Below are 22049 nucleotides of genomic sequence, written 5' to 3' on the forward strand. Positions count from 1 at the left end.
GCTTGGTAGTTAGTTGACCAGTGGAGTGGGTTTTTGTGTTGCATGGGCGACCGCATTCTAGGAATCGCCTGATGTCCAGGCTCGAGTGCCGTGGCTAACGTACGCCGCTCATCGGCCGACACGTAAAGCCCTACTAATGAAGCGTTTCAAACTCCACCGCCCGCTCCTGCTCTCTATCGCAGTCACTCTGTTTGCCTGCGCTTCGAACGCGATGGCCGGCAGTTGTGTGGTAGTCGACTCAAAACTCGACACGCTCAACTTCGGCGCCAGCCTGGCCAGTTCAACCCTGACCATTCCTGCCGACACACCCAATGGCACCGTGGTTTATCAGGACACCGTGCAGTCGACCGCTCACATCTGGAGCTGCTCAAAGACGTCCATGTTCGGCATTCTGATGAATCCGAAGTTAGGCACCGCCAGCGGTACGGAAACTCTTTTTCCGTTAGGCAAAAGCGGGCTTTCCTACCGGGTCTGGTTTGCCGCGCTAGACCGCTACCAATCAGCGCCGCAGGCCATCGCGCCCAACACCAGCTATGGCTTCGGTGCAAACTCGGTGCGCCTGGAAATCGTCAAGACCGGCGAGCTGGCGTCGAAAGTCAACATCGATGCGGGGTATCTGGGCAGCCTGCAGGACGATGATCTGATCCTGAAAAAACTCAACCTGATGAACCCCATCGTACTGAACGCCGCCTCCTGCGAGACACCTTCCGTCCCGGTGGCCATGGGCGACGATTATCAACTTCATGAATTTCGCGAAGCCGGCGCCAAGCCGCGCACGGTGCGCTTCGATATCGCCCTGAACCAATGCCAGACCGGCATCAAGAAAGTCACCTATTCGCTCAAGGCCAACACGCCAGTGATCGACGCGACCAAGGGCATCGTCGCACTGAATGCCGGGTCCACCGCCAAAGGCATCGGCCTGCAAGTGATGAATGAAGCGGGCCAGCCGATCGCTTTCGACACGACCTACCCGTTCGATGCTTTCAACACCACCGGGCTCAACTTCAAGATCCCGTTGTCAGCCGCTTATTACCGCCTGGGCAATGAAGAACTCAGCGCGGGCAGCGCCAATACCGAAGTGACTTTCATCGTCAATTACTTGTGAAGTCTTTAAGAATCGTCTGATTTTCGCCGCCCCCGGCCACCCCTACTGTGCCGGCATGCGATTGAAGAATTACCTCCACCAGATCAGCCCGGTCCTGTCCACGCCCCATGCTGCGCGACGTTTGTTGCGCATTTTTGCGTGGGTGTTGCTGGTGGGCATCCTCGGTGGCGTGTACAGCTTTCTGCTGTTCACCTTCAACAATGAGATCTCCCAGCGGCGCAGCTACATGAGCAGCGCCATTGCCGAGGCGCATACGTTTTTCACTACGCGCGAGGCGCTGCTGGAAAGCCTGAGTTTGTCGGCGACTCGGCAGACTGCGTTAAGCGCGCCGCTGTCCGAAGAGGAAATTCGACTGTTGCTCGGACAACCCCCGGGCAAGCAATGGAGCATCTGGCTGACCCAGCGCATGCGCGACTACCTGCAGGCGCGCAAACTGAACCTGCTCTACGTCAGCAGCGGCGCCAAGGTGCAGGTCTGGCGTCTGTACAACACGACGCCCATGGCCGGCGATTTTCCGCGTGCGATGCTTGATCGCCTGGAAACCCTCAAGCGTGACAACACCAGCGCCCTCAAAGAAATCTGGCTGACCCACAATTCGCAAGGGCACTCGCAGCTGTACATTTTTATTCGTCTGGATGATCGCGACCTCGATTCCGGCTGGCTCGGTCTGGAAATGGACGACCGCGAAGTCTCCAGCGCATTGAGCGACCATAGCGCCGGCGAGTTCACCATGTTCAACTCGCAAGGCATGCCACTCTTCAGCAACAGCCACAAGCCGCCGCCCGGGCAGGATCTGCCGCTGTTGCGCCAACAGGATTTCTTCGGCTTCGTCGGAGACGGCTGGCTGCCCGAGCAATTGGTGTTGCGCAAACAGCTGAAATCGTCGGACTGGCAGTTGACCTATTCCATCGACTTGCTCGCAGTGTTGTGGGCGTTGTGGCCACAGATGCTTGGCGCGCTGGCCTTCTGCGTGGCCAGTATCAGCTTGGTCTGGCTGCTGATCCGGCGTCTGGAACATCGCTTCATCATGCCGACCCTGCAACGCATTCAAGCGTTGGTCGAAAGTGAGCTGTTCAGCCGCGACGTGATCCAGACCGCGCCAGTGGCGCTCTGCGTATTACGCCGCAGCGATGCTCAAGTGGTGCTGGAAAATACCCTCGCGCAGCAATGGCTGGGCGCCTGCAGCGAACAACTCGGCCCCGGCTGGATCCGGGCTGCATTCGCGGAAAACGCGCCATGCCTGACCGACTACTTCGAGACCGCCGACGGTCGCCACCTGTACCTGAGCTGCGCGCCGACCCGCTACAAGGGCGAAGACGTGTTGCTTTGCGCCTTCAGCGACATCAGCGCACGCCGACAGATCGAAGCGGCGCTGGAGCAGGCGCGCCAGTCGGCCGATGCCGCCAACGAAGCGAAAACCCTGTTTCTGGCGACCATGAGCCACGAAATCCGCACGCCGCTGTATGGCGTGCTCGGCACTCTGGAGTTGCTCGCTCGGACCCGGCTCGACGCTCAGCAGAAAGGTTACTTGCGAGCGATCGAAGGATCGTCGGCGACCCTGCTGCAATTGATCTGCGACGTGCTCGATGTGTCGAAAATCGAGGCCGGGCAATTGGCGCTGGAACTGAGTGATTTTTCCGTCGTGGCGCTCGCCCAAGAAGCCGTTCAAGGATACGCGGCGGCGGCACAGAGCAAAGGCTTGCAGCTGTACGCCTGCTTTGACCCGCAATTGCCCGACAGCTTGATCGGCGATGTCAGTCGCTTACGGCAGATCCTCAATAATCTGTTGAGTAACGCGGTCAAATTCACCGATTCCGGGCGCGTGGTGTTGCGGGTCAAAGTGCTGACCCGCGAAGGCGAACGCGTTTGCGTGCAATGGCAGGTCTCGGACACCGGGCGCGGGATTGCCCACGCGGATCAGGCCTTCATCTTCGAACCGTTCTACCAGACCCAAGGCAACAGCCATGAGGTTGCCGGTACCGGGCTGGGCCTGCCGATTTGCCTGCGCCTGACCCATCTGATGGATGGCACCCTGCGCATGGTCAGCGAGCCGGGGCTGGGCAGCAGTTTTTCCCTGACCTTGCCGCTGGAGCAGCGCTCGGGTAATGCGCAGCCTGAGGGCAAGGCGAAGCTCGCGGCCGATACCGTTTACGTGGTGTCGCCAGTGCGCGAGCTGGCCGAAAGCCTCGCTGGCTGGTTGCGCCGCTGGGGCGCTCTGCCGCATATCGGCGCACCGGCCAGCCACGACGGTGCCGACGATGGCGTGTTGCTTGAGTTGTGGCCTGCGCCGATGGAACAGCGCCGAGAACTGCGCTGGGCAGGGCCACGTATTCTGGCGAGCGGCGATGGCGCGTGGGAGTCGCTGAGCAAAGGCGACGGCTGGCTCGTCAACCTGAACGATCTGGCCGCGATCCGCCAGGCGGTGTGCCAAGCGCAGGGCGGTCCCGTCATCGAGCATCAACACCCCGCTCAAACCCAGGTGCTGGCGGCGTTACACCTGCACATCCTCGTCGCCGAAGACAATGCGATCAACCAACTGATCCTGCGTGACCAATTGCAGGAACTGGGCTGCACGGTGACGTTGGCCAGCGATGGCGAAGAAGCCTTGTCACTCTGGCAGGACGACAGCTTCGATGTCGTCCTGACTGACGTGAACATGCCACATCTCAACGGCTACGAACTGGCCAAGGCCCTGCGACACCTGGGCTGCACCACGCCGATCATCGGCGCCACCGCCAACGCCCTGCGCGGTGAAGAGGCGTTGTGCCTGGCCGCCGGCATGAATCACTGCCTGATCAAACCTTTCACGTTGCGAGCCTTGTCGACCGCACTGGCTCCCTACCAACGAGTCGCCGATGAAGTCCTCTAGCCTACTGATTGTCGAAGATCACCCATTTCAGCATCTGTACTTGCAGAACCTGTTCAATGCGCTGGGCGTGTTCGATCTGGAATTTGCCCGGGACGGCGAAGAAGCCCTGCACCGCCTGCAAAATCGCGAATTCGATCTGGTGCTTACCGATCTGTTGATGCCGGGCATGGACGGCGTGCAGTTCATTCAGGGCCTCGCGATGCAGAAATCGCGCCCGGCACTGGCGATCATGAGCGCCGCCTCGCGGCGCATGCTGATGGGTGCGAGCCTGGTGGCGAGCAATCTGCAGGTGAAGGTCATCGGGCTGATTTCCAAACCGGTCAACAGCGCGGCATTGCACTGCCTGATCGAGCAGTTGCAGGCGTTGCGTCAGGACGCGCCTGTTGCCGCGCATACCGGTATTGATCGGCAGAGCATTTTGCGCGCGCTGGACAACGGTGAGCTGCAAGCCTGGTTTCAACCCAAGAAGGCGCTGGACAATGGCCGCATCGTCGCCGCCGAAGCACTGGTGCGCTGGGTGCACCCCGAACATGGCATGTTGTTACCGGGGTTATTTCTGCCGGTGCTGATCGCCCACGACCTTGAAGAACATCTGCTCTGGCGCATGCTGGAACAGGCGATTGCCGCCCAGGCAATATGGCGCCAGCAAGGCTATGACATTCCGGTGTCGATCAATCTGCCCACGCACTTGCTCAACAGCCACGACCTGCCCGATCGCATCCTCGCCTTTGTCCTGCAACACAACGGTCTGCCGGCGCGGATCTGTTTCGAGCTGATGGAATGCTCGGTGCCCGACGACATCAGCAATTTCTACGCCGGAGCCTGTCGCTTGCGGATCAAGGGTTTCGGCTTGTCTCAGGATGATTTCGGCAAAGGCTACAGCGCCTACATGAACCTGGTGTCGGCGCCGTTTACCGAGCTGAAAATCGACCGTGCACTGGTCCAGGGTTGCAACAGCAACGCCGAACTGGCGCAAGCGCTGACCAGCATCGTCACCCTGGGTCGGCAACTGGGCCTGACGGTGGTGGCCGAAGGCGTGGAAACCGCGCAAGAACTTGCTCTGTTGCGTAAGATCGACTGCACTCAGGTTCAGGGTTTCCTGATTTCCCACGCAGTGTCTTCGGAGCAGTTCCAGCAGTTGCTCAGCCACGACGGCCCGGCGAATGTCTGGTGACCGGCACAATGCAGTGGACAATCACCACTTGCCATCGAGGCCATCCATGTTCACTCGCGTAATCACTTTCTTTGACCGGGCGTGTTGATGCCGCATCCCAATGCCTTGCTGGAAAAACTCGCCAGCAGTTCACTGCGCCTGAACAAGGGCTTGCTGATCCTCGGCGCGCTGGTTTTGCTGTTGCTGGGCATCAGCTATCTCGGCGTGCAGCGCATGGTCGAAGAACAGCGCGATACCATGCAGTTCCACTTCGCCCGGCTGATGGAAAACATTCGCGAGCAGGAAGCGTTTCTCGGCGATATCTCACGGGCCAGCGACAAGGGCGAGTACTTCCCGGAAACCGTGGCGCCGCCGGTGGTGCAAAAGCGTTTGCCCGAAGAAGGGCCGAACATTTATGAAGGCCGTGGGCTGCCGTTCTCGCTGCCATTCAGCGTCAAGATCGATCCCGAGCGAATCGCTCCCAGCCAACACCCCAAGGTGTTTGCCCTCGGCAGCTATCTGGCAGCGTATTACAGCGCCTTCTGGGCGGCCTCGCATTACCAGTCGCCGCAGGTGATCCTGCTCAACGGCCCGGACAATTTCGATATCGCCGTGCCCGCCGCCGGTCGTCTGCGAGGTGCGGGGCCAACGCAAATCAGCACCTTCGTCGAGATCATGACCCAGAAGAATCTGCAACGGCGCGCGCAGACTTCAGCGCAAGTGCAGTGGGCGCCCTACCCGTTCGCTGCGGACGACAACGTGACGCCGAGCCTGCTCGCTTATGTACGGATCAACCTGAGCAAACCGACGCTGACCATTGAAGGGGCGAATTCCTGGGTAGTGCTCGGCTCGCTGCTGAAGCTCTCGCAAGTCAACAATATCGAGCGTTTGATGAAATGGTCGATCTACGATGACTTCACCCTGATCACGCCCAGCGGCACAGTGTTGATCGGCGAACTCAAGCCTGATCGGGTGCTCAATGAAGGCGCAAACCTGACCCGCGACGGTCTGGTGTTCAAGCTGAGCAGCCCCGGTGAACGGCACTGGACGGCGATCTATGTGATCAGCGTGCAGAGTTTTCTCGATTACGCATTATGGCCATTGCTGTGTCTGCTGGGCTTGGTGCTGGTAGTGCTCGGCAGTGGCCGAGCGCTGAATCGCTGGTACGCGCAACGGGTGATTTTGCCCGCACAAAGTGCCCACGCAAGCATCGCCGAAAGTGAAGCGTTCAGCCGTGCGGTCATCGATACCGCACCGACCGGCCTGTGCGTGATCAGCCGTCGTGATCATCAGGTCTTGCTGGAAAACCAGCGCGCCCAGCAATGGCACGACACCCAGGAATTGATCAGCCTGCTCGAACAACAAGGCGCGACCGGCCATGGCCACGCGGAGCTTGAGATCGACGGCCGGCATTTGCACGTGGCCTTCATCGCCACCCGTTATCAGGGCCAGGACGCGTGGCTGTGTGCGCTGCACGATGTCACCCGCCATGTCGAAGATGCAGCGGCACTGGAAGTCGCCCGTCAGGCGGCCGATTCGGCCAATCAGGCAAAAAGCCGTTTTCTGGCAACCATGAGCCATGAAATCCGCACGCCGCTGTATGGCGTGCTCGGCACCCTGGAACTGCTTGGCCTGACCGATCTCGCGCCGCGTCAGCAGGCCTATCTGGAAACCATTCAGCGCTCGTCCGCCAGCCTGTTCAAACTGATCAGCGACGTGCTGGATGTGTCGAAAATCGAGGCCGGGCAGATGAACCTTGAGCTTCAGCCGTTCTGCCCGCTGGAGCTGACCGAAGACGTGGTGCGCAGCTACGGCGCGTTTGCCCGAGGCAAAGGTCTGCAACTGTACGCCTGCATTGATGCGGCATTGCCGGATCAACTGCTCGGTGATGCGCAACGCATTCGCCAGATCCTCAACAACCTGCTGAGCAACGCGATCAAGTTCACCGATAACGGGCGCGTTGTGGTGCGCGTTGTGGTGCTGCAAAGCACTGGCGGCCGCGCCGAGGTGCAGTGGCAGGTCAGCGATTCCGGCGTGGGTATTTCCCAGGCACAGCAAGAGCAATTGTTCGACCCTTTCTATCAAGTCAATGAAGCCGATAGTCATGCCGGTGCGGGTCTCGGTCTGGCCATTTGCAAATGGCTGTGCGAGTTGATGCATGGCGAGTTGAATGTGGTCAGCGAACCGGGCCTGGGCAGTCGCTTCAACCTGCAACTGGCGCTGGATTGCGCGCCGGGCAGGCTCGCCGATTGCCCGGCCTTCGAGGCCGGCAGCGCCGCCGTTTACGTGCGCGCACCGGTCGCCGAACTGGCGCAGCATCTGCTCGGCTGGCTGCACCGCTTTGGTCTGGATTGCCGTCTGGTGACGCACGAGTTGCCGTCGTCTTCCGCGCTGCTGGTGGATCTTGCGCCGCTGACCCACGCCACGGTTTTCGATGGCCAGCGAATCGTCGCAATACCGGGCGGCCCCAACCCGGCACAGATCAGCGGCAGCGGCTGGCAGGTCGATGCCGACGATGTGCGCGCGATTGGCTGGGCGATCGCGCTGGCAAGGCACGACGCCCATCAGCGGCGCGTACCCGAGCAGCAGGAAAATACCCGAGCACTGAACCTGCGCGTGCTGGTGGCCGAGGATAATGTGATCAACGCAGCGGTCATCCAGGAACAACTGGAGGCACTAGGCTGCTCGGTGGTTGTCACTACCAACGGCGAACAGGCGCTGGAGCGATGGGCGCCGGGGCGCTTCGATATGCTGCTGACCGACGTCAACATGCCGATCATGAACGGCTATGAGCTGACCACAGCCTTGCGCGAACAGGATGCAACGCTGCCGATCATCGGTGTTACCGCCAACGCCTTGCGCGAAGAAGGCGAACGCTGCGCCGCTGTGGGTATGAACGCATGGTTGGTCAAACCGCTGAACCTGGCGACGCTGCGCGCGCAACTGCAAAGCCACTGCCAGATTCCGATCGCGCAGGTCGCTGACATCCCGCCAGCGCTATCGCCGAAGATGCGCGAGCTGTTTGTCTCGACACTGCACAAGGATATTCAGACCACCCTCAGCGCGCTGGATGCCGCCGACGCCAACAGCGTCGCGCAGCAACTGCACAGCATGGCCGGTGCGTTGGGTGCGGTGCAGGTCGAGGCGCTGGCCCAAGCTTTCGTTGCACTGGAATGCCGCCTGACCGGCATGTCGGTGACTCCCGCGCTGGCCGTAGAGGTTCGTCAACAACTGGCGCGCCTGACTGACCTGCTCGACGCCCTTGAATAATTTCACTCTGGATAAAGCACTCATGGAAACCTTCAACGTTGTCATCGCCGATGATCATCCCATCGTCCTGCTGGGGGTGCGGGAACTGGTCGAGCGCGACCGGCGCTTCAGCGTAGTCGGCGAGGCCGCGTGTTCCGATGGTTTGATCAAGCTGCTGAGGTCACAACCGGTGGATCTGCTGATCACCGACTTCAACATGCCCGGTGACTCGCCCTACGGTGATGGCCTGAAACTGGTGGAGTACGTGACCCGACACTTTCCCGCAGTGCGGGTGCTGGTGCTGACCATGATTTCCAACCCGTTGATCCTGACCCGCCTGCAAGAACTCGGCGTACTTGCAGTCATTCAGAAAAGCCAGTTGCACGTTGAAATAGAAGTGGCGCTCAAAGCCATCGCCAAGGGCAAGCGCATAAGCGGCCATCGAACGACGCCGACTTCGGTGCTGGACGATGGCGCCGATCTCGATGAACGTTTCTCCCGTCTATCGCCCAAGGAACATGAAATCCTGCGCTTGTTTGTTCAGGGGCAAGGCGTCAATGAAATCGCCCGAGGTCTGAATCGAAGTGCAAAGACAATCAGCACGCAGAAGATTTCGGCCATGCGCAAACTGGATGTCAGCAGTGATCAGGAGCTGCTGACTTACTGCATCGAACGCAACTTGTTCAATTGACAGACTGTTGCCCCTCGCAACTTGCTGGTTTCTAGGGATTGTCTGATGTTGCAGCGCCCAACCGGGTTTTATCGTGTTGTCTTTACCCCACCAATGGAAAAGCAACATGAAAAAGCTGTCTCGCACGCTTCTCGCCCTGTCGATCTTCGCTGCCGCTAATGTCCTGGCGGCCGATCCGGTTGTGCCTACCAAGGCTGGCAGCGGCACCATCAACTTCACCGGCACCATCAACAACGATGCCTGCTCGGTCGAAGGCGCCGGCAAGGACAAGACCATTTCGGTGAACATGGGCGAAGTGTCGATCAAGGACATGGGCACCGCCACCGCGCCAAAAGGCAACGGCACGCTGAGCGTCGAGAACTTCGACATGAAGATCAACTGCAACGCTGGCACCAAAGTGGCAATGATCTTCGAACCAACCAAGGGCGCAGGCTCGGGTATCGAAACCGGCACCAAGGTCTTGAAACTGATCGACGGCCTGGGCTCGGCAAAAGGTATCGGTATCGCCTTGCTTGATGCCAACGGTGCAGTAATCGACCTGACTTCGCCGACTACCGCGCGCATCGAAAACACCCTGCAGGACAGCAACACCACGCTGAAATTCTCGGCCGCCTACGTGACCACCGTCGATCCGAAACTGGCCGTTGCCGGCCGTGGCGACGCGACCCTGCCGTTCACCCTGCAATACGAATAAATCGCGCGATTCATCGAGCACTGTGCGGGGCCGAACGGTCCCGCACTTTCTTTCACTCTGCGCGGTAATTCTTCATGTTTTTACGTCCTTCCCTGTCCCTTTGCGTCGGCCTTCTGGGCCTGCTCGCCGTCAATCAGGCCATGGCTGGCATTTCCCTGAGCAGCACTCGACTGATATTCGACGGCAAGCACAAAGAAGCCGGCATCACCGTGCGCAACAGCGGTGCAGACGTGTTGATTCAGTCCTGGGTCGATACCGACAGCGACGAAGCCTCTGTGCCCTTTGCCGTCACTCCACCGCTGGTGCGCGTCAGCGACGGAGAACAACAGATTCTGCGGGTCATCTACGAAGGCACCGGTATGCCCAAAGACCGCGAGTCGGTGGTGTGGTTGAACGTGCAGGAGATCCCGCAGTCGGCGAAAACCGCGAACACCCTGCAACTGGCGGTGCGCCAACGGATCAAGGTGTTCTTCCGCCCTGGCGGCCTGAACAACAACGCTTATCAGGCCCCGACCGAGCTGACCTGGCGACTGACCGAGCGCGCCGGCAAGAGCGTACTGGTGGTGAGTAATCCCGGGGTTTATCACGTCTCGATTGCCGACATCACTGTGCAATCCGGCGCCACACGCGAGCATCCGTTCGACTCGATGATGATCGCCCCTGGCGAAGAAAAAGAGTTTGTTCTCAAACAACTTCACACGGCAGGTTCCCCGCGCCTGTTGTTCAGCAGCATCAACGACTACGGCGCCAGAGACCGTTATGTCGCGCAACTTTCCGGCAGCGCCGCAGTAAGCGCCAGCCTGGATAAAGAATCGCCATGACTCGCGTGCTGCTTTAACAGCCGCACTTTCACTGTATTTCTCTTCGCTCCGTTAGTTCGTATCGGAGGTGATATAGGGTTCCTGCATGTTTTTATTCAAGCGCGATGGCCTGGCACCGTTTTCGGTTGCTCTGGTCTTCAGCACAACCTGTCTGGCTGACGCCGAAGAGCAATTCAATACCTCGTTTCTGCAAGGCGCGACGTCTGCCATCGACCTGCAATCGCTGCTCGCCGGCAGCCGCGTGCTCCCCGGCACTTACCGGGTCGATCTGTATGGCAACGATATGCTGGTGGGCCGCCGCGATATCGCCTTTCGGCGTCTCCCCGACAGTCACAAGGTCCAAGCCTGTCTGACTCTGGACATGCTCAAGCAACTGGGCGTGGATATTGGCAAGCTGCAAGCCAGCGGCAAACTCGACGTCGCCGATGCGGATGCCTGCCTCGACCTGCCCGCGCTGATCGATCATGCCACCGTGCGCTATGACGTGCCGCGCCTGCGTTTGCTGGTCAGCGTGCCGCAAAGTGCCATGGAGCGTGGCCGCCGTGGTTATGTCGATCCGGCGCTGTGGGACGAAGGCGTACCCGCAGCGTTCATCAATTATCAGGTGAGCAGCAACCGCAACAGCACCGATGCCCAGACCACGATTGCCAATAACGTCGGCCTGCGCAACGGCATAAACCTTGGCGGCTGGCGCCTGCGTAACGAGTCGAACTTCAACAGCAGCACCGGCCAGCCAAGTACGTTCAAGAGCAACCGCAGCTACCTGCAACATGACGTCACCGCGCTGAAGGGCCAGTTCAGTGCCGGGGATATTTTCTCCGACGCCGACCTGTTCGACAGCGTGCGTTATCGCGGCCTGAAACTGGCCTCCGACGACGGCATGCGCGCCGACAGTGAGCGCGGCTATGCGCCGGTGATTCGCGGCATTGCGCAATCCAGCGCCACGGTAGAGATTCGCCAGAACAACTACATTCTGTACACCGCCAACGTACCGCCCGGGCCGTTCGAGATCAGCGACATTTACCCCAGCGGCTCCAACGGCGATCTGGAAATCACCGTAATCGAAGCCGATGGCCGGCGCCGGGTCACGGTGCAGGCTTTTTCAAGCCTGCCGATCATGGTGCGCGAAGGCCAGTTGAAGTACAGCGTTTCGGCGGGCCGCTACAACAGCAACAGCGATGACCAGCAAACGCCGGAATTTATCAGCAGCACCGTGGCTTATGGCGTCAGCAGTAACCTGTCGGCGATTGTCGGCACTCAGGCCACCGAGGATTTTCAGGCACTGTCGATCGGCGCCGGTCGCAACACTGCCATCGGGGCGATCTCGCTCGATCTGACCCACTCCAGCAGTCGCACCTTCGGCCAGACGCTCAAGGGCAACAGCCTGCGCGCGTTGTACGCCAAGACCTTTACCGGTACTGACACCAACTTCACCCTCGCCGCTTATCGCTATTCGACCGAGGGCTATCGCACCTTGAGCGAACACGTCGAAGAGCTAAGCCGTGAGGGTGAGCAGCGTAGCGGCAACTCGAAAACCCGCACCGACCTCACTGTCAACCAGAGCCTGGGGCGCAATCAGCAGTTCGGCAGCATCTACCTCAACGCCAGTGATCAGCGCTATTGGGGCCGCGGCGGTTCGCAGAGCCTGTCGGCCGGTTACAGCAATTATTGGGCTGACGTCAGCTACAACCTCAGCGCGACTTACACCAAGGATGTCGGCAACTACGGCCCGGCGAACAACGACACTTTGTTCAATCTCTCAGTGTCGTTTCCGCTGGGCTCAAAGCCCCGCGCGCCGCGAGCGTTCGTTTCGGCCAGCACGCAGAAAGATGACAGCAGCACCCAGGTCGGCATCAACGGTTACCTGTCCGAAGACAGCGACACCTATTACTCAGTGCAGGGAGGCAACAGTCGCACCGGCGGCAGTACGGGGTCGGCCAACCTCAGCACGCGAACCCCAGTGATGGACATCAGCGCCGGCTACAGTCAGGGCCGTGGCTACAACTCGCAGAGTCTCAACGTGGCCGGATCGATTGTCGGCCACGCGGGCGGGATCAACCTGGGGCAGACCGTCGGTGAGACTTTTGCGCTGGCGCAGGTCGACGGTGTCAAAGACGTGAAGATTGCCAGTTTCTCGGGCGCGAAAACCGCCGGTAATGGATTCGCTGTGGTGTCCAATGCGCAGCCGTATCGGGTCAACTGGATCAGCCTCGACACCCGCGACCTGGGCGGCGACTTTGAAATTGAAAACGCCACCCAGCAAGTGGTACCGCGCCGTGGTGCCGTGGTGCTAGCGCGCTACGCGAGCAAAACCGGACGCCGGGTGCAGTTTTCTCTGTTCGACGCGCACCACCAGCCGATCCCGTTTGGCGCCGCACTGGAGGACGCCGCCGGCAAACAACTGGCGATCTCCGACCCGAGCGGCAAGGCACTGGCGCTGGTCGCGGACGACGCCGGCACCCTGACCATCAATTGGCAAGGCCAGCGCTGCGAGGCGTCGTATGCACTGCCCGAGCGGGACAAGGCGTTGAACTACGAGCGGGCCTCCCTGGTGTGCCGCGCGCCAGTGGCTGACTGAGAAGACGCCATCGCTGGCAAGCCAGCTCCCACAAAGTCCTTGGCGCACACAACAATCATGTACGCCACAGAAGCTTGTGGGAGCTGGCTTGCCAGCGATTGAAGCGACTCGGTTCAGGAGAAAGCGCGATCTAGAAATCGCGCTTGTAGAAAATATCCAGCGAACTGGCCACGCCACTGGCCGCTTCGACGTAAACCTTCTTGCTCAGCTTATAGCGCAGCGCAATGGTGCTGGCCGGTTCAAACACGCCAACGCCATAACGCAAACTGAGCTTCTCAGTAATATTGCCGCTGGCCACAACACTGGTGGCATCGCCGCTGCCTGCCGTGTCGAGCTGGAAGTCCTGAATCCCCAGATCCTTGGCCAGACTGCTGGTGACCCCGGAACTGCCCATCAAGCCCAGACCCAACGCTGCTTGCGCGAGCATGTTGTTGTCTTCGCCATTGGTGCTCAGCGGTCGACCGAGGACCAGATAGGACAACGCCTGTTCCTGACTCATCGCCGGTTCCGAGAAGATCTGCGTGGTCGGCTGCTCGGCGCTGCCGCTCAGGCGAATACCGGCGATCACGTCGTCGGTCTGGCGAATCGCTTCGATGTCCAGATACGGCTGATCGAGGGGGCCGGCGAACAACAGACGCGCACGGCGCACTTGCAGGCGCTGGCCGTAGGCACTGTAGCGGCCGTCGTTGAGCCACAGTTCGCCACGGGTGTCCATGTTGTCGCCGATGTGCACATGGCCTTTCACGTTGGCGGTCAGGCCGAAACCGGCGAAAGCCAGTTTGTCTTCGCCGACCACCACGTCGATGTCCATTTTCATCGCCATCGGCGGTTTGCCCTCTTCGGTCTGCGCGCCGACGATGATCGTGTCATCGGAGACTTTCACCGTTGATGGCGGCAATTCGCGCACGGTGATTTCGCCTTTGGGCACCTGCACTTTGCCAGCGATTTTCAGCTCGTCGCCGGCCATGGAAATCTTCAGGTCCGGCGCCACTTCGAGCTTGGCATAGGGCTCGACGGTGACCGGCAATTGCGTGCCCTTCAACGCCAGATCGACCACCAGCGCCTGCCCCCAGGCGACGTTGCCGTTGAGGCTGCCCTGCCCGTTCTTGCCACTTTTCCAGCCGCCGTCGAGGCGTACCGATTCGCCGGCAATCAGCGCGGTGAGTTGCAGGTTCTGCAGTTCCATCGGCAACTCGGCGCCGGACACTTCACCGTCGCTGAGTTGCACGGTGCCGTTGACCAGCGGCGCGAGCAATCCACCGGAAATCGTGCCGCTGCCATTCAGGCGCCCGGTGAGTTTTTCAACCATCGGCACAAACGGCCGCGCCACCGACAGATCCAGCCCGCTGAGGCGGAACGAGCCGCTCAACGGCTTGTTTTTCGGCAGTGGATTGAGCTGCGCCTGCACCATCAGTTCGCCGAGTTTGCCGCCGACGAAATTCAGTTCGGTGTCGACGCGCTTGGGCGTGAGTTTGCTGGTGAGTTTCAGCGTCTGGTAGGGGAAATCCAGCCACTGATCCTTTTCCTTCATGCGCAAGGTGCCGCCGCTGGCGTCCACACTGACCACACCATTGGGGCCGCTGGCCGGCAGATCCAGTTGCAGATCGGCGTTGAGCTTGCCCTTCCAGGCAAAGTCTTTCGGCAGCCATTGCGCCAGACTTTCGATCGGAAATTGCTTGAGGTGGTAGCGCAGTTTCGGCTCCGGCATCAGCCGTTGATCTTCACCGCACAGGCTGGCATTGCCGGACATCCAGCAATGCGCGCCAAAGTTGATTTTGCCGTCAGCCAGACGTTCGAGCTTGGCCGGGCTTTGCAGTTTCCAGTCCTGACCACCGGCCTGAATATCGCCGCTGGCCAAGCGTCCGCGCCAGTTGCCTTTGTCGAGATTGCCGTCCAGACCGAGGGCCAGTTTCAGCTTCGGCCCAATCAGGTCGAGGTTGAGTTTCTGGCTCTTGATGTCGCCCTGAGCGCTGGCGGTCAACACGCCCAGGTTGGTGTCACCGGCCTGAATGCCAGCGCCTTTCAGATCGATCTTCGCCCGTTGCGCGCTGTCGAGTGTGGCGTCGAGGTTGAGGCTTTGCAGGCGATTGTCCTGAAACGCCAATTGCGAACCTTGCAGGCCGAGTTTGCCCTGAGGCGCTTGCAGCGTACCGGCCACATTGACCTGACCGGTGACCTGCCCGCGCAGTTGCGGCCAGAGCTGGGCCAGACGCGACAGCTTGATGTCGATCTGCCCGGTGAGTTTCTGTTGCAGGCTGCCCTTGCCACTGATGCTGTTGTCGCCGAGACGGATTTGCAGGGCGTTGAGATTCCACTGCTCGCCAGCGCCGTCAGCCTTGGCCTGGAGGATTGCCGGTTGCCCGCGCAGTTTGCCTTTCAAGTCGAGGTCGGCGGTGAGGCTCAGGCGCTCGTTCTTCATTTCGCCTTGGCTTTTCAGCGGTCCAGCTAACGTGCCCGGCAACTCGGCGACCCAGTACGCCGGGTTGAGCGCCGACAGTTCCAGCGCGGTGTCCCAGGCGATACCGTCGGCGAACTGCACATTCACATGGCCTTCAGCCTTGCCCTGCCCGGCTTCCATTTTCAGTTGCGGCAAGGCGACCTGTTTCAGGCTGCCGCTGAACGGACTGCTCAGGGTAAACGCACCCGCCGGGCCATCCATTGCGGCGGCGAAGTTGCCGAGGTATTGGCCGTCGGTGTAGGAGACTTCGCCAGTAAACGTACGCAAGGCGACTTGTGGCTCGTCGATTTCGTTATAGAGCCGATGCCACGGGAAATCCTGCCAGTTGATATTGGCTTGCGCGGTGAGGCCTTTGCTCCAATCGACACTGCCAGTGAGTTTCAGGCTTTGCTTGTCGTTGGCTGTCAGATCAAGGCCGGCGATCTGCGCGCCGCTGGCGTCGACTTTACCTTTGAGCAACAGCGCCACCGGGCCTTTGTCGGCGGGCAGCGTGGCGTTGCCGTTGAGCTGGTAGCCGTTTTTCAGGTCGCCTTCGCCGGTCAACACCAGTTGATTGAGTTGCAGGGTGTCCGGTAAATCAGCGCTCGGTTTGAACGCCTCGGAGGTGATGCGCACTTTCGCCGGCAGGTTTTCCGCCAGCGGTTGCAGTTCGCCGCTCAACTGGCCGTCAAGGTAACCCCCGCTGTCGGCGTGCAGGTTGAGGGTTTTCAACAGGTCGCCGTCGATCTTCAACGCCAGTGTCCACGGCCCCGTTCCCGGCGATGGCAACGTCAGGTCTCCGGCGATGTTCAGCGGCCAGTTGCCGGTCGGCGTGAGTGTGCCAGACAGGTTCAGGCTGAGGTCGTCGCGCTGCAATTTCACGCTGTCGATCTGCATGCCCTGAGCGGTCCAGTGCGCCGCCAGTTGCAAGCCCTTGAGTTGTTCGCTGCCGTTGAACAGCAGACTGCCAACCTGCACGTCGCCCAGTTCGATGGCCACCGGCAATTGCAGATCCGGCAGTTTGATCGGGCCGCTCTCGGTGGTTTCTTCGCTCGGCGGGAATTGCAAAATGACCTGATCAGCCTTGAGCTGTTCGATGCACAAGGTCATGCGTGTCAGGCACAGCGGTGACCAGGCGAAGATTGCCTTGTTCAGCTCGACGCGACTGCTGTCCTGCTGCCACAGCAGATGATCGGCACTCCATTGCCCGCCGAGACGGCCCTGAAAATTTTCCACCGTCAGCCCCGGCACGAGGCCCAGCACCCAGCGGCTGCCGGCCGCCGTGCCGAGTACGGCGGTGACACTCAATACAATCAACAACACCAGCGCCAACAACGCCAGCGCCGTAATTTTCAAACCACGCTTCACAGCTCAGGCCCCATGGAAAAGTGCAGCCGGATGCCGCCATCGTCGTCGAGTGCGTGGGCCAGATCGAGGCGGATCGGCCCGACCGGCGAGACCCAGCGCACACCAATACCGACCCCGGTCTTGAGGTTCGGCAGTTCGAGTTTGTTGAAAGAGTTGCCTTGGTCGACGAAGGTCGCGACGCGCCATTTCTCGGCGATCGAGTATTGATACTCGACGCTGCCGGCGACCATGTAGCGGCCACCGATGCGATCACCCTTGGAGTTTTCCGGGGACAGGCTCTGGTAGTCATAGCCGCGCACACTCTGATCGCCGCCGGCAAAGAAGCGCAGCGACGGCGGCACCGAGTTGTAGCCGTTGGTGGCGCTGCCACCGACCTGCACGCGACCGAGGAAGCGGTGTTTGTCGAACACCGTGGTCAGGCCTTTGACCAGCGCGGTGCCATATAAAAGGTTGTTGTCGGAGCCGAGGCCTTCCTTCGCCACTTTGCTTTCGAAGCTCAGGCGATAGCCGTTGTGCGGGTCGATGCGGTTGTCGCTTTTCAGGTACGAGTAACTGATGCCGGGCATCAGCAAGGTACTCAGGCCGGAGTCATCGCCGAGTTCATATTCTTCACGCTGCCATTTCAGCGAGATCACCCGCTGCCAGCCGCTCGGTAATTTGCTGTGCCATTCCGGGCCGAAGGTCAGCAGCTTGCTGAGCGTGTCGGAACCGTCGATGTCTTCGAACTGATAACCGCCGGCCCAACGCAGTTTGTCGGTCAGTGGTGGGTCGAGCGGGATGTCGTAGAACAGCCCGACGTTTTGTCGGGGCGCCGAGAGTTCGGCTTCCCAGCCATAGCTGTCGCCTTGCGGGTTGACCCAGTGGCGGGTCCAGTTGGCTTTGATGCGCGGGCCGACGTCGGTCGAATAACCGAGGCCCAGACCCATGGTGCGGGGCTTGCGCGTGTCGAGTTTGACGTCCACCGGGATCACGTCGTTCTTCGCGGTGGTCGGTGCGGCATCGACGCGTATGCCTTCGAAATAACCGCTCGATTGCAGATCGCGATTGAGCTCGGCGATCAGCTCGGAGTCATACGGTTCGCCTTCCTTGAACGGCACCATGCGTTGCAGCAGGTCTTCGTCGAACGGCGTGTCGCCTTCGAATTTGACTCTGCCCAGCGCATAACGCGGGCCGCTTTCGTAGATCAGTTCGACGTCGGCGACACCGGCGCGCGGGTCGACCAGGAGTTTCTGACTGGTGAAATGGCCACTGAAGAAACCGAAGCGCGAGGCCTGATTCTGAATAAGTCTTTTGGCGTCTTCGTAACGCCCATGATTGAGCACCGCGCCGGACTTGAGCACGTCACTTTTCGGTACACGAAAGGATTTGAGGGAGGCAGCCGGGCCGTCGACACGAATGGTGACGTTGCGCAGGCGAATCGGCTCGCCGGGATCGATGTTCAGCACCAGACGCGGTTTTTTGCCGCCCTTGACGTCACTTTCGATCTGCGGCTGGTAGTAGCCCAACGCCTGAGCCGCTTTGCGCGCCTGCTCTTCGGCACCGCGACTGAAGCGCTGCAGGGCTTCTTCGTCACGATCGCCGAGGCTGCCGATATAGCCTTCTATATTGGCCTTGAGTTCATCGTTGGACGGTTTGATCCGCACATCCAATTCACTTTGCGCCAGCGCCGCGCAGCTGGTTAACAGCAGGAGCACGCCACTGGTAAATCTTCCTGGAAACTTCATAGGCGCGGATGCTATCACGGGCTTGGGAGCGTGATAGAACAGGAAATTTCCCAAGAAGTTCGATTGTCATGCTGTTGCAGTTTGTAACACCTGCGGATTGGCGTGGAAAAATACGTGTTCGCGCACCGGGCCGACGGCAACTTCGCCGATCTCTTCGTAACCCTGCCTTTTATAGAATTCCAGATATCGTGGGTTGCCAGTGTCGAGCACCACGCCCTGCGAGGTTTCGTCCACCGCGCACCAGTTGTGTACGGCGGTCAGCAGTTGCTCGCCAAAGTGCTTGCCCTGAAATTGTGGGTGGATGCCCAGCAGCGGCAGCATGTGCACCGAATCACTGGGCACACACGCGGTGACGGCGTCGTGGTAATCGAGATAGCGGCGGGTGCAGCGGAAACCGGTGCTGAGCACCATGCGCAAACGCCACGCCCAACTTTCGGTGATGCCCAAACGGCGTTGTGGCGGCGCGATCAGGGCGATGCCGATCAGGCGATCGTTGACCAGCAGGCCGATGGCCGGCAGATCCTGCAGAAAGTGTTGCTTGACCAGTTCGCGCACTGTCGCCCGCACACGTTGCTCGTAACCGGGGCGTTCGGCTTCAAACAGGTAGCCGAAGGTCGGCTCGTGGCGATACGCCTGATAAAGCAGCGAGCGGGCTTCGCGGGAATAGCCGCGGTCGAGCATATGAATGTCGGCGATGGCGGTCTGGGTTTCAGGCATGACGGTGATTCTCCCCGGGGCGCGTTCAAATGGCGGCGCTCTTGGTGGTACGAACCTTTTGCGGGTGGCGTGGTTCCCCACAGGTATAGACCAAGTCGGGATCTTCATCGATTTTGCTGGCCTCTTCGCGAGCAGGCTCGCTCCCACATTTTGGAATGCGTTCCCCCTGCAGGAGTGAGCCTGCTCGCGATGGCGCCATTGCTGACAACACAAATCCCACAGACAAAATTGATTTCTCCCACCCCACACTGGCCCCCATCCCACATGTCAGCTAGCATCGCCCTTTTGCCAGGACTGCCGACCATGAAGATCGTTTCCTTCAACATCAACGGACTGCGCGCCCGTCCGCATCAGCTGGCAGCGCTGATCGAAAAACACCAGCCGGACGTCATCGGCCTGCAGGAAACCAAAGTCCACGACGACCAGTTCCCGCTCGAAGAAGTCCGCGCCCTCGGTTACCACGTGTATTTCCACGGCCAGAAAGGTCACTACGGCGTAGCGATGCTTTCGCGTCAGGAACCGATTGCGATCCACAAAGGTTTCGCCACCGATGAAGAAGACGCCCAGCGCCGCTTTATCTGGGGCACGTTCGCCGACGCCAATGGCGTGCCGGTGACGATCATGAACGGCTACTTCCCACAGGGCGAAAGCCGCGACCACCCAACCAAATTCCCCGCCAAGCAGCGTTTCTACAGCGATCTGCAAGCGCTGCTGGAAAGCCAGTTCCACAATGAACAGCCCGTAGTGGTGATGGGCGATGTGAATATTTCCCCGGAAGACTGCGACATCGGCATCGGCCCGGACAACATGAAGCGCTGGTTGAAAACCGGTAAATGCAGCTTCCTGCCGGAAGAGCGCGAGTGGATGGCACGCCTGAAGAACTGGGGCCTGACCGACAGCTATCGCCACTTGAACCCGGACGTGACCGACATGTTCAGCTGGTTCGACTACCGCAGCCGTGGTTTTGAAGATGAACCGAAGCGCGGGCTGCGCATCGATGTGATTCTGGCGTCGCATGGTTTGTTGCCGCGGGTGAAGGCTGCGGGTGTCGACTATGAATTGCGCGGGATGGAAAAACCGTCCGATCATGCGCCGATCTGGCTTGAACTGGCCTGATCTTCGAATCGCCTGAAATCCCCCCTGTGGGAGCGAGCCTGCTCGCGAAAGCGGTGTATCAGAAACATTCTTGTAACTGACACACCGCTTTCGCGAGAAGGCTCGCTCCCACATTTAGATCGCTGTCATCTCCAAGTAACTTTTCTGACTTAATCTCCCCGGCAATCCCCTTGGCTTGATTCGGTGCCGGCATGACCCTGCGTGTTCTGTGCGTTTTTCTCTTGAGTGCGTGGCTGTCGGTTTCTGCCACCGCCCTGCCCCTCCCTGAAAACGGCCCGGCGCTGCGCATTCAAGGCTCCAACACCATCGGCGCCGAACTCGGCCCGGCACTGGTCGAAGGCCTGTTGCAAGAACAGGGTCTGCTGAAAATCCACCGCGAAACCCCGGACACCGCCAACGAACTGCGCATCGTCGGCCAGACCAGCGAAGGCAAACGCGTGGTCGTGGAAGTCGCCGCCCACGGTTCCAGCACCGGTTTCACTGCGTTGAAAAACGCCAGCGCCGATCTGGCCGCGTCTTCCCGCGAGATCAAGGACAGCGAGCTGCAGACCCTGCAATCACTGGGCGATCTGAAAAGTCCTGCCGCCGAACAAGTCATCGCTATCGATGGCCTGGCGATCATCCTTCATCCCGATAATCCCCTCCAGCAACTGGACACCGAGCAACTGGCGCGGATCTTCAGTGGCGAAGTGAAAACCTGGGAAGACCTCGGCGGGCGTGGCGGTGCGATTCATTTATATGCACGCGATGATCAGTCCGGCACGTTCGACACGTTTAAGGAGTTGGTCCTCAGTCGTCGTGGGAAAAGTCTGAGCAGCAACGCGAAAAGGTTTGAGTCCAGCGAGCAATTGTCCGACGCAGTCAGTACGGATCCTCAGGGCATCGGCTTCATCGGTTTGCCTTACGTGCGTCAGGCCAAAGCGGTGGCCATTGCCGATGGTGCGTCGCAATCGATGTTGCCGCTGAACAGCCTGATCGCCACGGAAGACTATCCGCTGTCGCGGCGTTTGTTCTTCTATCTGCCACCCGACAGCAAGAATCCATGGGCGCAGGCCTTGGTGACGTTTGCGCAAAGTCGTCAGGGCCAGGCAATTGTCGCCGCCAATGGGTTCATCAGTCAGACCGTGCACGCCATGAGCGTCGCGCCGAATGCGCTGATGCCCGAGGGTTATCAATCCCTCAGCCGCCACGCCCAGCGTCTGACGGTGAACTTCCGTTTTGAAGAAGGCAGCGCGAACCTCGACAACAAGGCGCGTCAGGATCTGGCGCGAGTGTTCGACTATATAAAGCGCCACGACAAGACCGAGCGCGCGGTGACATTGGTCGGGTTTGGTGATGCCAAGGATGACCCGGCGCGGGCGGATTTGCTGTCGAAGCTGCGGGCGATGGCGGTGCGGCGTGAGTTGGTGAAGAACGGCGTGGTGTTGCGCGAAGTTCGCGGCTTTGGTGCGTTGATGCCGGTGGCGGCGAACAATGCGGATGAGGGCAGGATCAAGAATCGGCGGGTTGAGGTTTGGGTGTATTAGC

The 22049-nt window shown here is 60.2% G+C and carries 13 protein-coding genes; 10 read left to right on the forward strand and 3 right to left on the reverse strand.

What is annotated here, in order from left to right; genetic code table 11:
• Positions 1-136 precede the first annotated feature (136 nt).
• The 8 genes from PspS49_RS18880 to PspS49_RS18915 all read left to right on the forward strand — a co-directional run bounded on the left by PspS49_RS18880 (position 137) and on the right by PspS49_RS18915 (position 13160).
• Positions 137-1105, forward strand: a complete 969-nt coding sequence (locus PspS49_RS18880; protein ID WP_150774795.1) for a fimbrial protein — start codon at positions 137-139, stop codon at positions 1103-1105.
• A gap of 55 nt (positions 1106-1160) precedes the next feature.
• Complete coding sequence (locus PspS49_RS18885; RefSeq protein ID WP_116030160.1) at positions 1161-3974, forward strand: ATP-binding protein; 2814 nt, start codon at positions 1161-1163, stop codon at positions 3972-3974.
• Positions 3961-5148 (forward strand): EAL domain-containing response regulator, encoded by a 1188-nt coding sequence (locus tag PspS49_RS18890; protein ID WP_116030161.1) that lies wholly within the window; start codon positions 3961-3963, stop codon positions 5146-5148. The genes PspS49_RS18885 and PspS49_RS18890 overlap by 14 nt, the downstream gene beginning before the upstream one ends.
• An 87-nt stretch (positions 5149-5235) precedes the next feature.
• Positions 5236-8397: a hybrid sensor histidine kinase/response regulator gene (locus PspS49_RS18895; RefSeq protein WP_160040989.1), complete on the forward strand. Its 3162-nt coding sequence runs from the start codon at positions 5236-5238 to the stop codon at positions 8395-8397.
• A 22-nt stretch (positions 8398-8419) separates the two neighbouring features.
• Positions 8420-9067: a response regulator gene (locus PspS49_RS18900; RefSeq protein WP_160040991.1), complete on the forward strand. Its 648-nt coding sequence runs from the start codon at positions 8420-8422 to the stop codon at positions 9065-9067.
• Positions 9068-9173: 106 nt separating this feature from the next.
• On the forward strand, positions 9174-9761 hold the full coding sequence (locus PspS49_RS18905) for a fimbrial protein (protein ID WP_116030164.1): 588 nt from the start codon (positions 9174-9176) through the stop codon (positions 9759-9761).
• 74 nt (positions 9762-9835) lie between these two features.
• Positions 9836-10582: a molecular chaperone gene (locus PspS49_RS18910; RefSeq protein ID WP_116030165.1), complete on the forward strand. Its 747-nt coding sequence runs from the start codon at positions 9836-9838 to the stop codon at positions 10580-10582.
• Between the two features lie 85 nt (positions 10583-10667).
• Positions 10668-13160 carry a fimbria/pilus outer membrane usher protein gene (locus PspS49_RS18915; protein WP_116030166.1) on the forward strand — a complete coding sequence of 831 codons (2493 nt, stop codon included), beginning with the start codon at positions 10668-10670 and terminating at the stop codon, positions 13158-13160.
• A gap of 130 nt (positions 13161-13290) precedes the next feature.
• On the opposite strand, the gene PspS49_RS18920 is transcribed toward PspS49_RS18915, so the two are convergent.
• From PspS49_RS18920 to PspS49_RS18930, 3 genes are all read right to left on the reverse strand, one after another.
• A complete protein-coding gene (locus PspS49_RS18920) occupies positions 13291-16965 on the reverse strand; it encodes a translocation/assembly module TamB domain-containing protein (RefSeq protein WP_160040993.1) in 3675 nt (1224 codons plus the stop codon).
• Complete coding sequence (locus PspS49_RS18925; RefSeq protein WP_160040995.1) at positions 16962-18689, reverse strand: autotransporter assembly complex family protein; 1728 nt, start codon at positions 18687-18689, stop codon at positions 16962-16964. Before PspS49_RS18925 ends, PspS49_RS18920 begins: the two co-directional genes overlap by 4 nt.
• Positions 18690-18755: 66 nt before the next feature.
• The gene (locus PspS49_RS18930; RefSeq protein ID WP_150652300.1) at positions 18756-19406 is read right to left on the reverse strand and encodes a GNAT family N-acetyltransferase; all 651 of its coding nucleotides are present in this window, start codon (positions 19404-19406) and stop codon (positions 18756-18758) included.
• Between the two features lie 303 nt (positions 19407-19709).
• Here PspS49_RS18930 and xthA point away from each other — a divergent pair, with 303 nt between their 5' ends.
• Entirely contained in the window at positions 19710-20522 is an 813-nt protein-coding gene (gene xthA, locus PspS49_RS18935; protein WP_008082104.1) for an exodeoxyribonuclease III, read from the forward strand.
• A 191-nt stretch (positions 20523-20713) separates the two neighbouring features.
• Positions 20714-22048: a phosphate ABC transporter substrate-binding/OmpA family protein gene (locus PspS49_RS18940; protein WP_160040997.1), complete on the forward strand. Its 1335-nt coding sequence runs from the start codon at positions 20714-20716 to the stop codon at positions 22046-22048.
• The last annotated feature ends 1 nt before the right edge of the window (position 22049 follow it).

It is taken from the genome of Pseudomonas sp. S49 (genome assembly GCF_009866785.1).
Lineage (GTDB): Bacteria > Pseudomonadota > Gammaproteobacteria > Pseudomonadales > Pseudomonadaceae > Aquipseudomonas.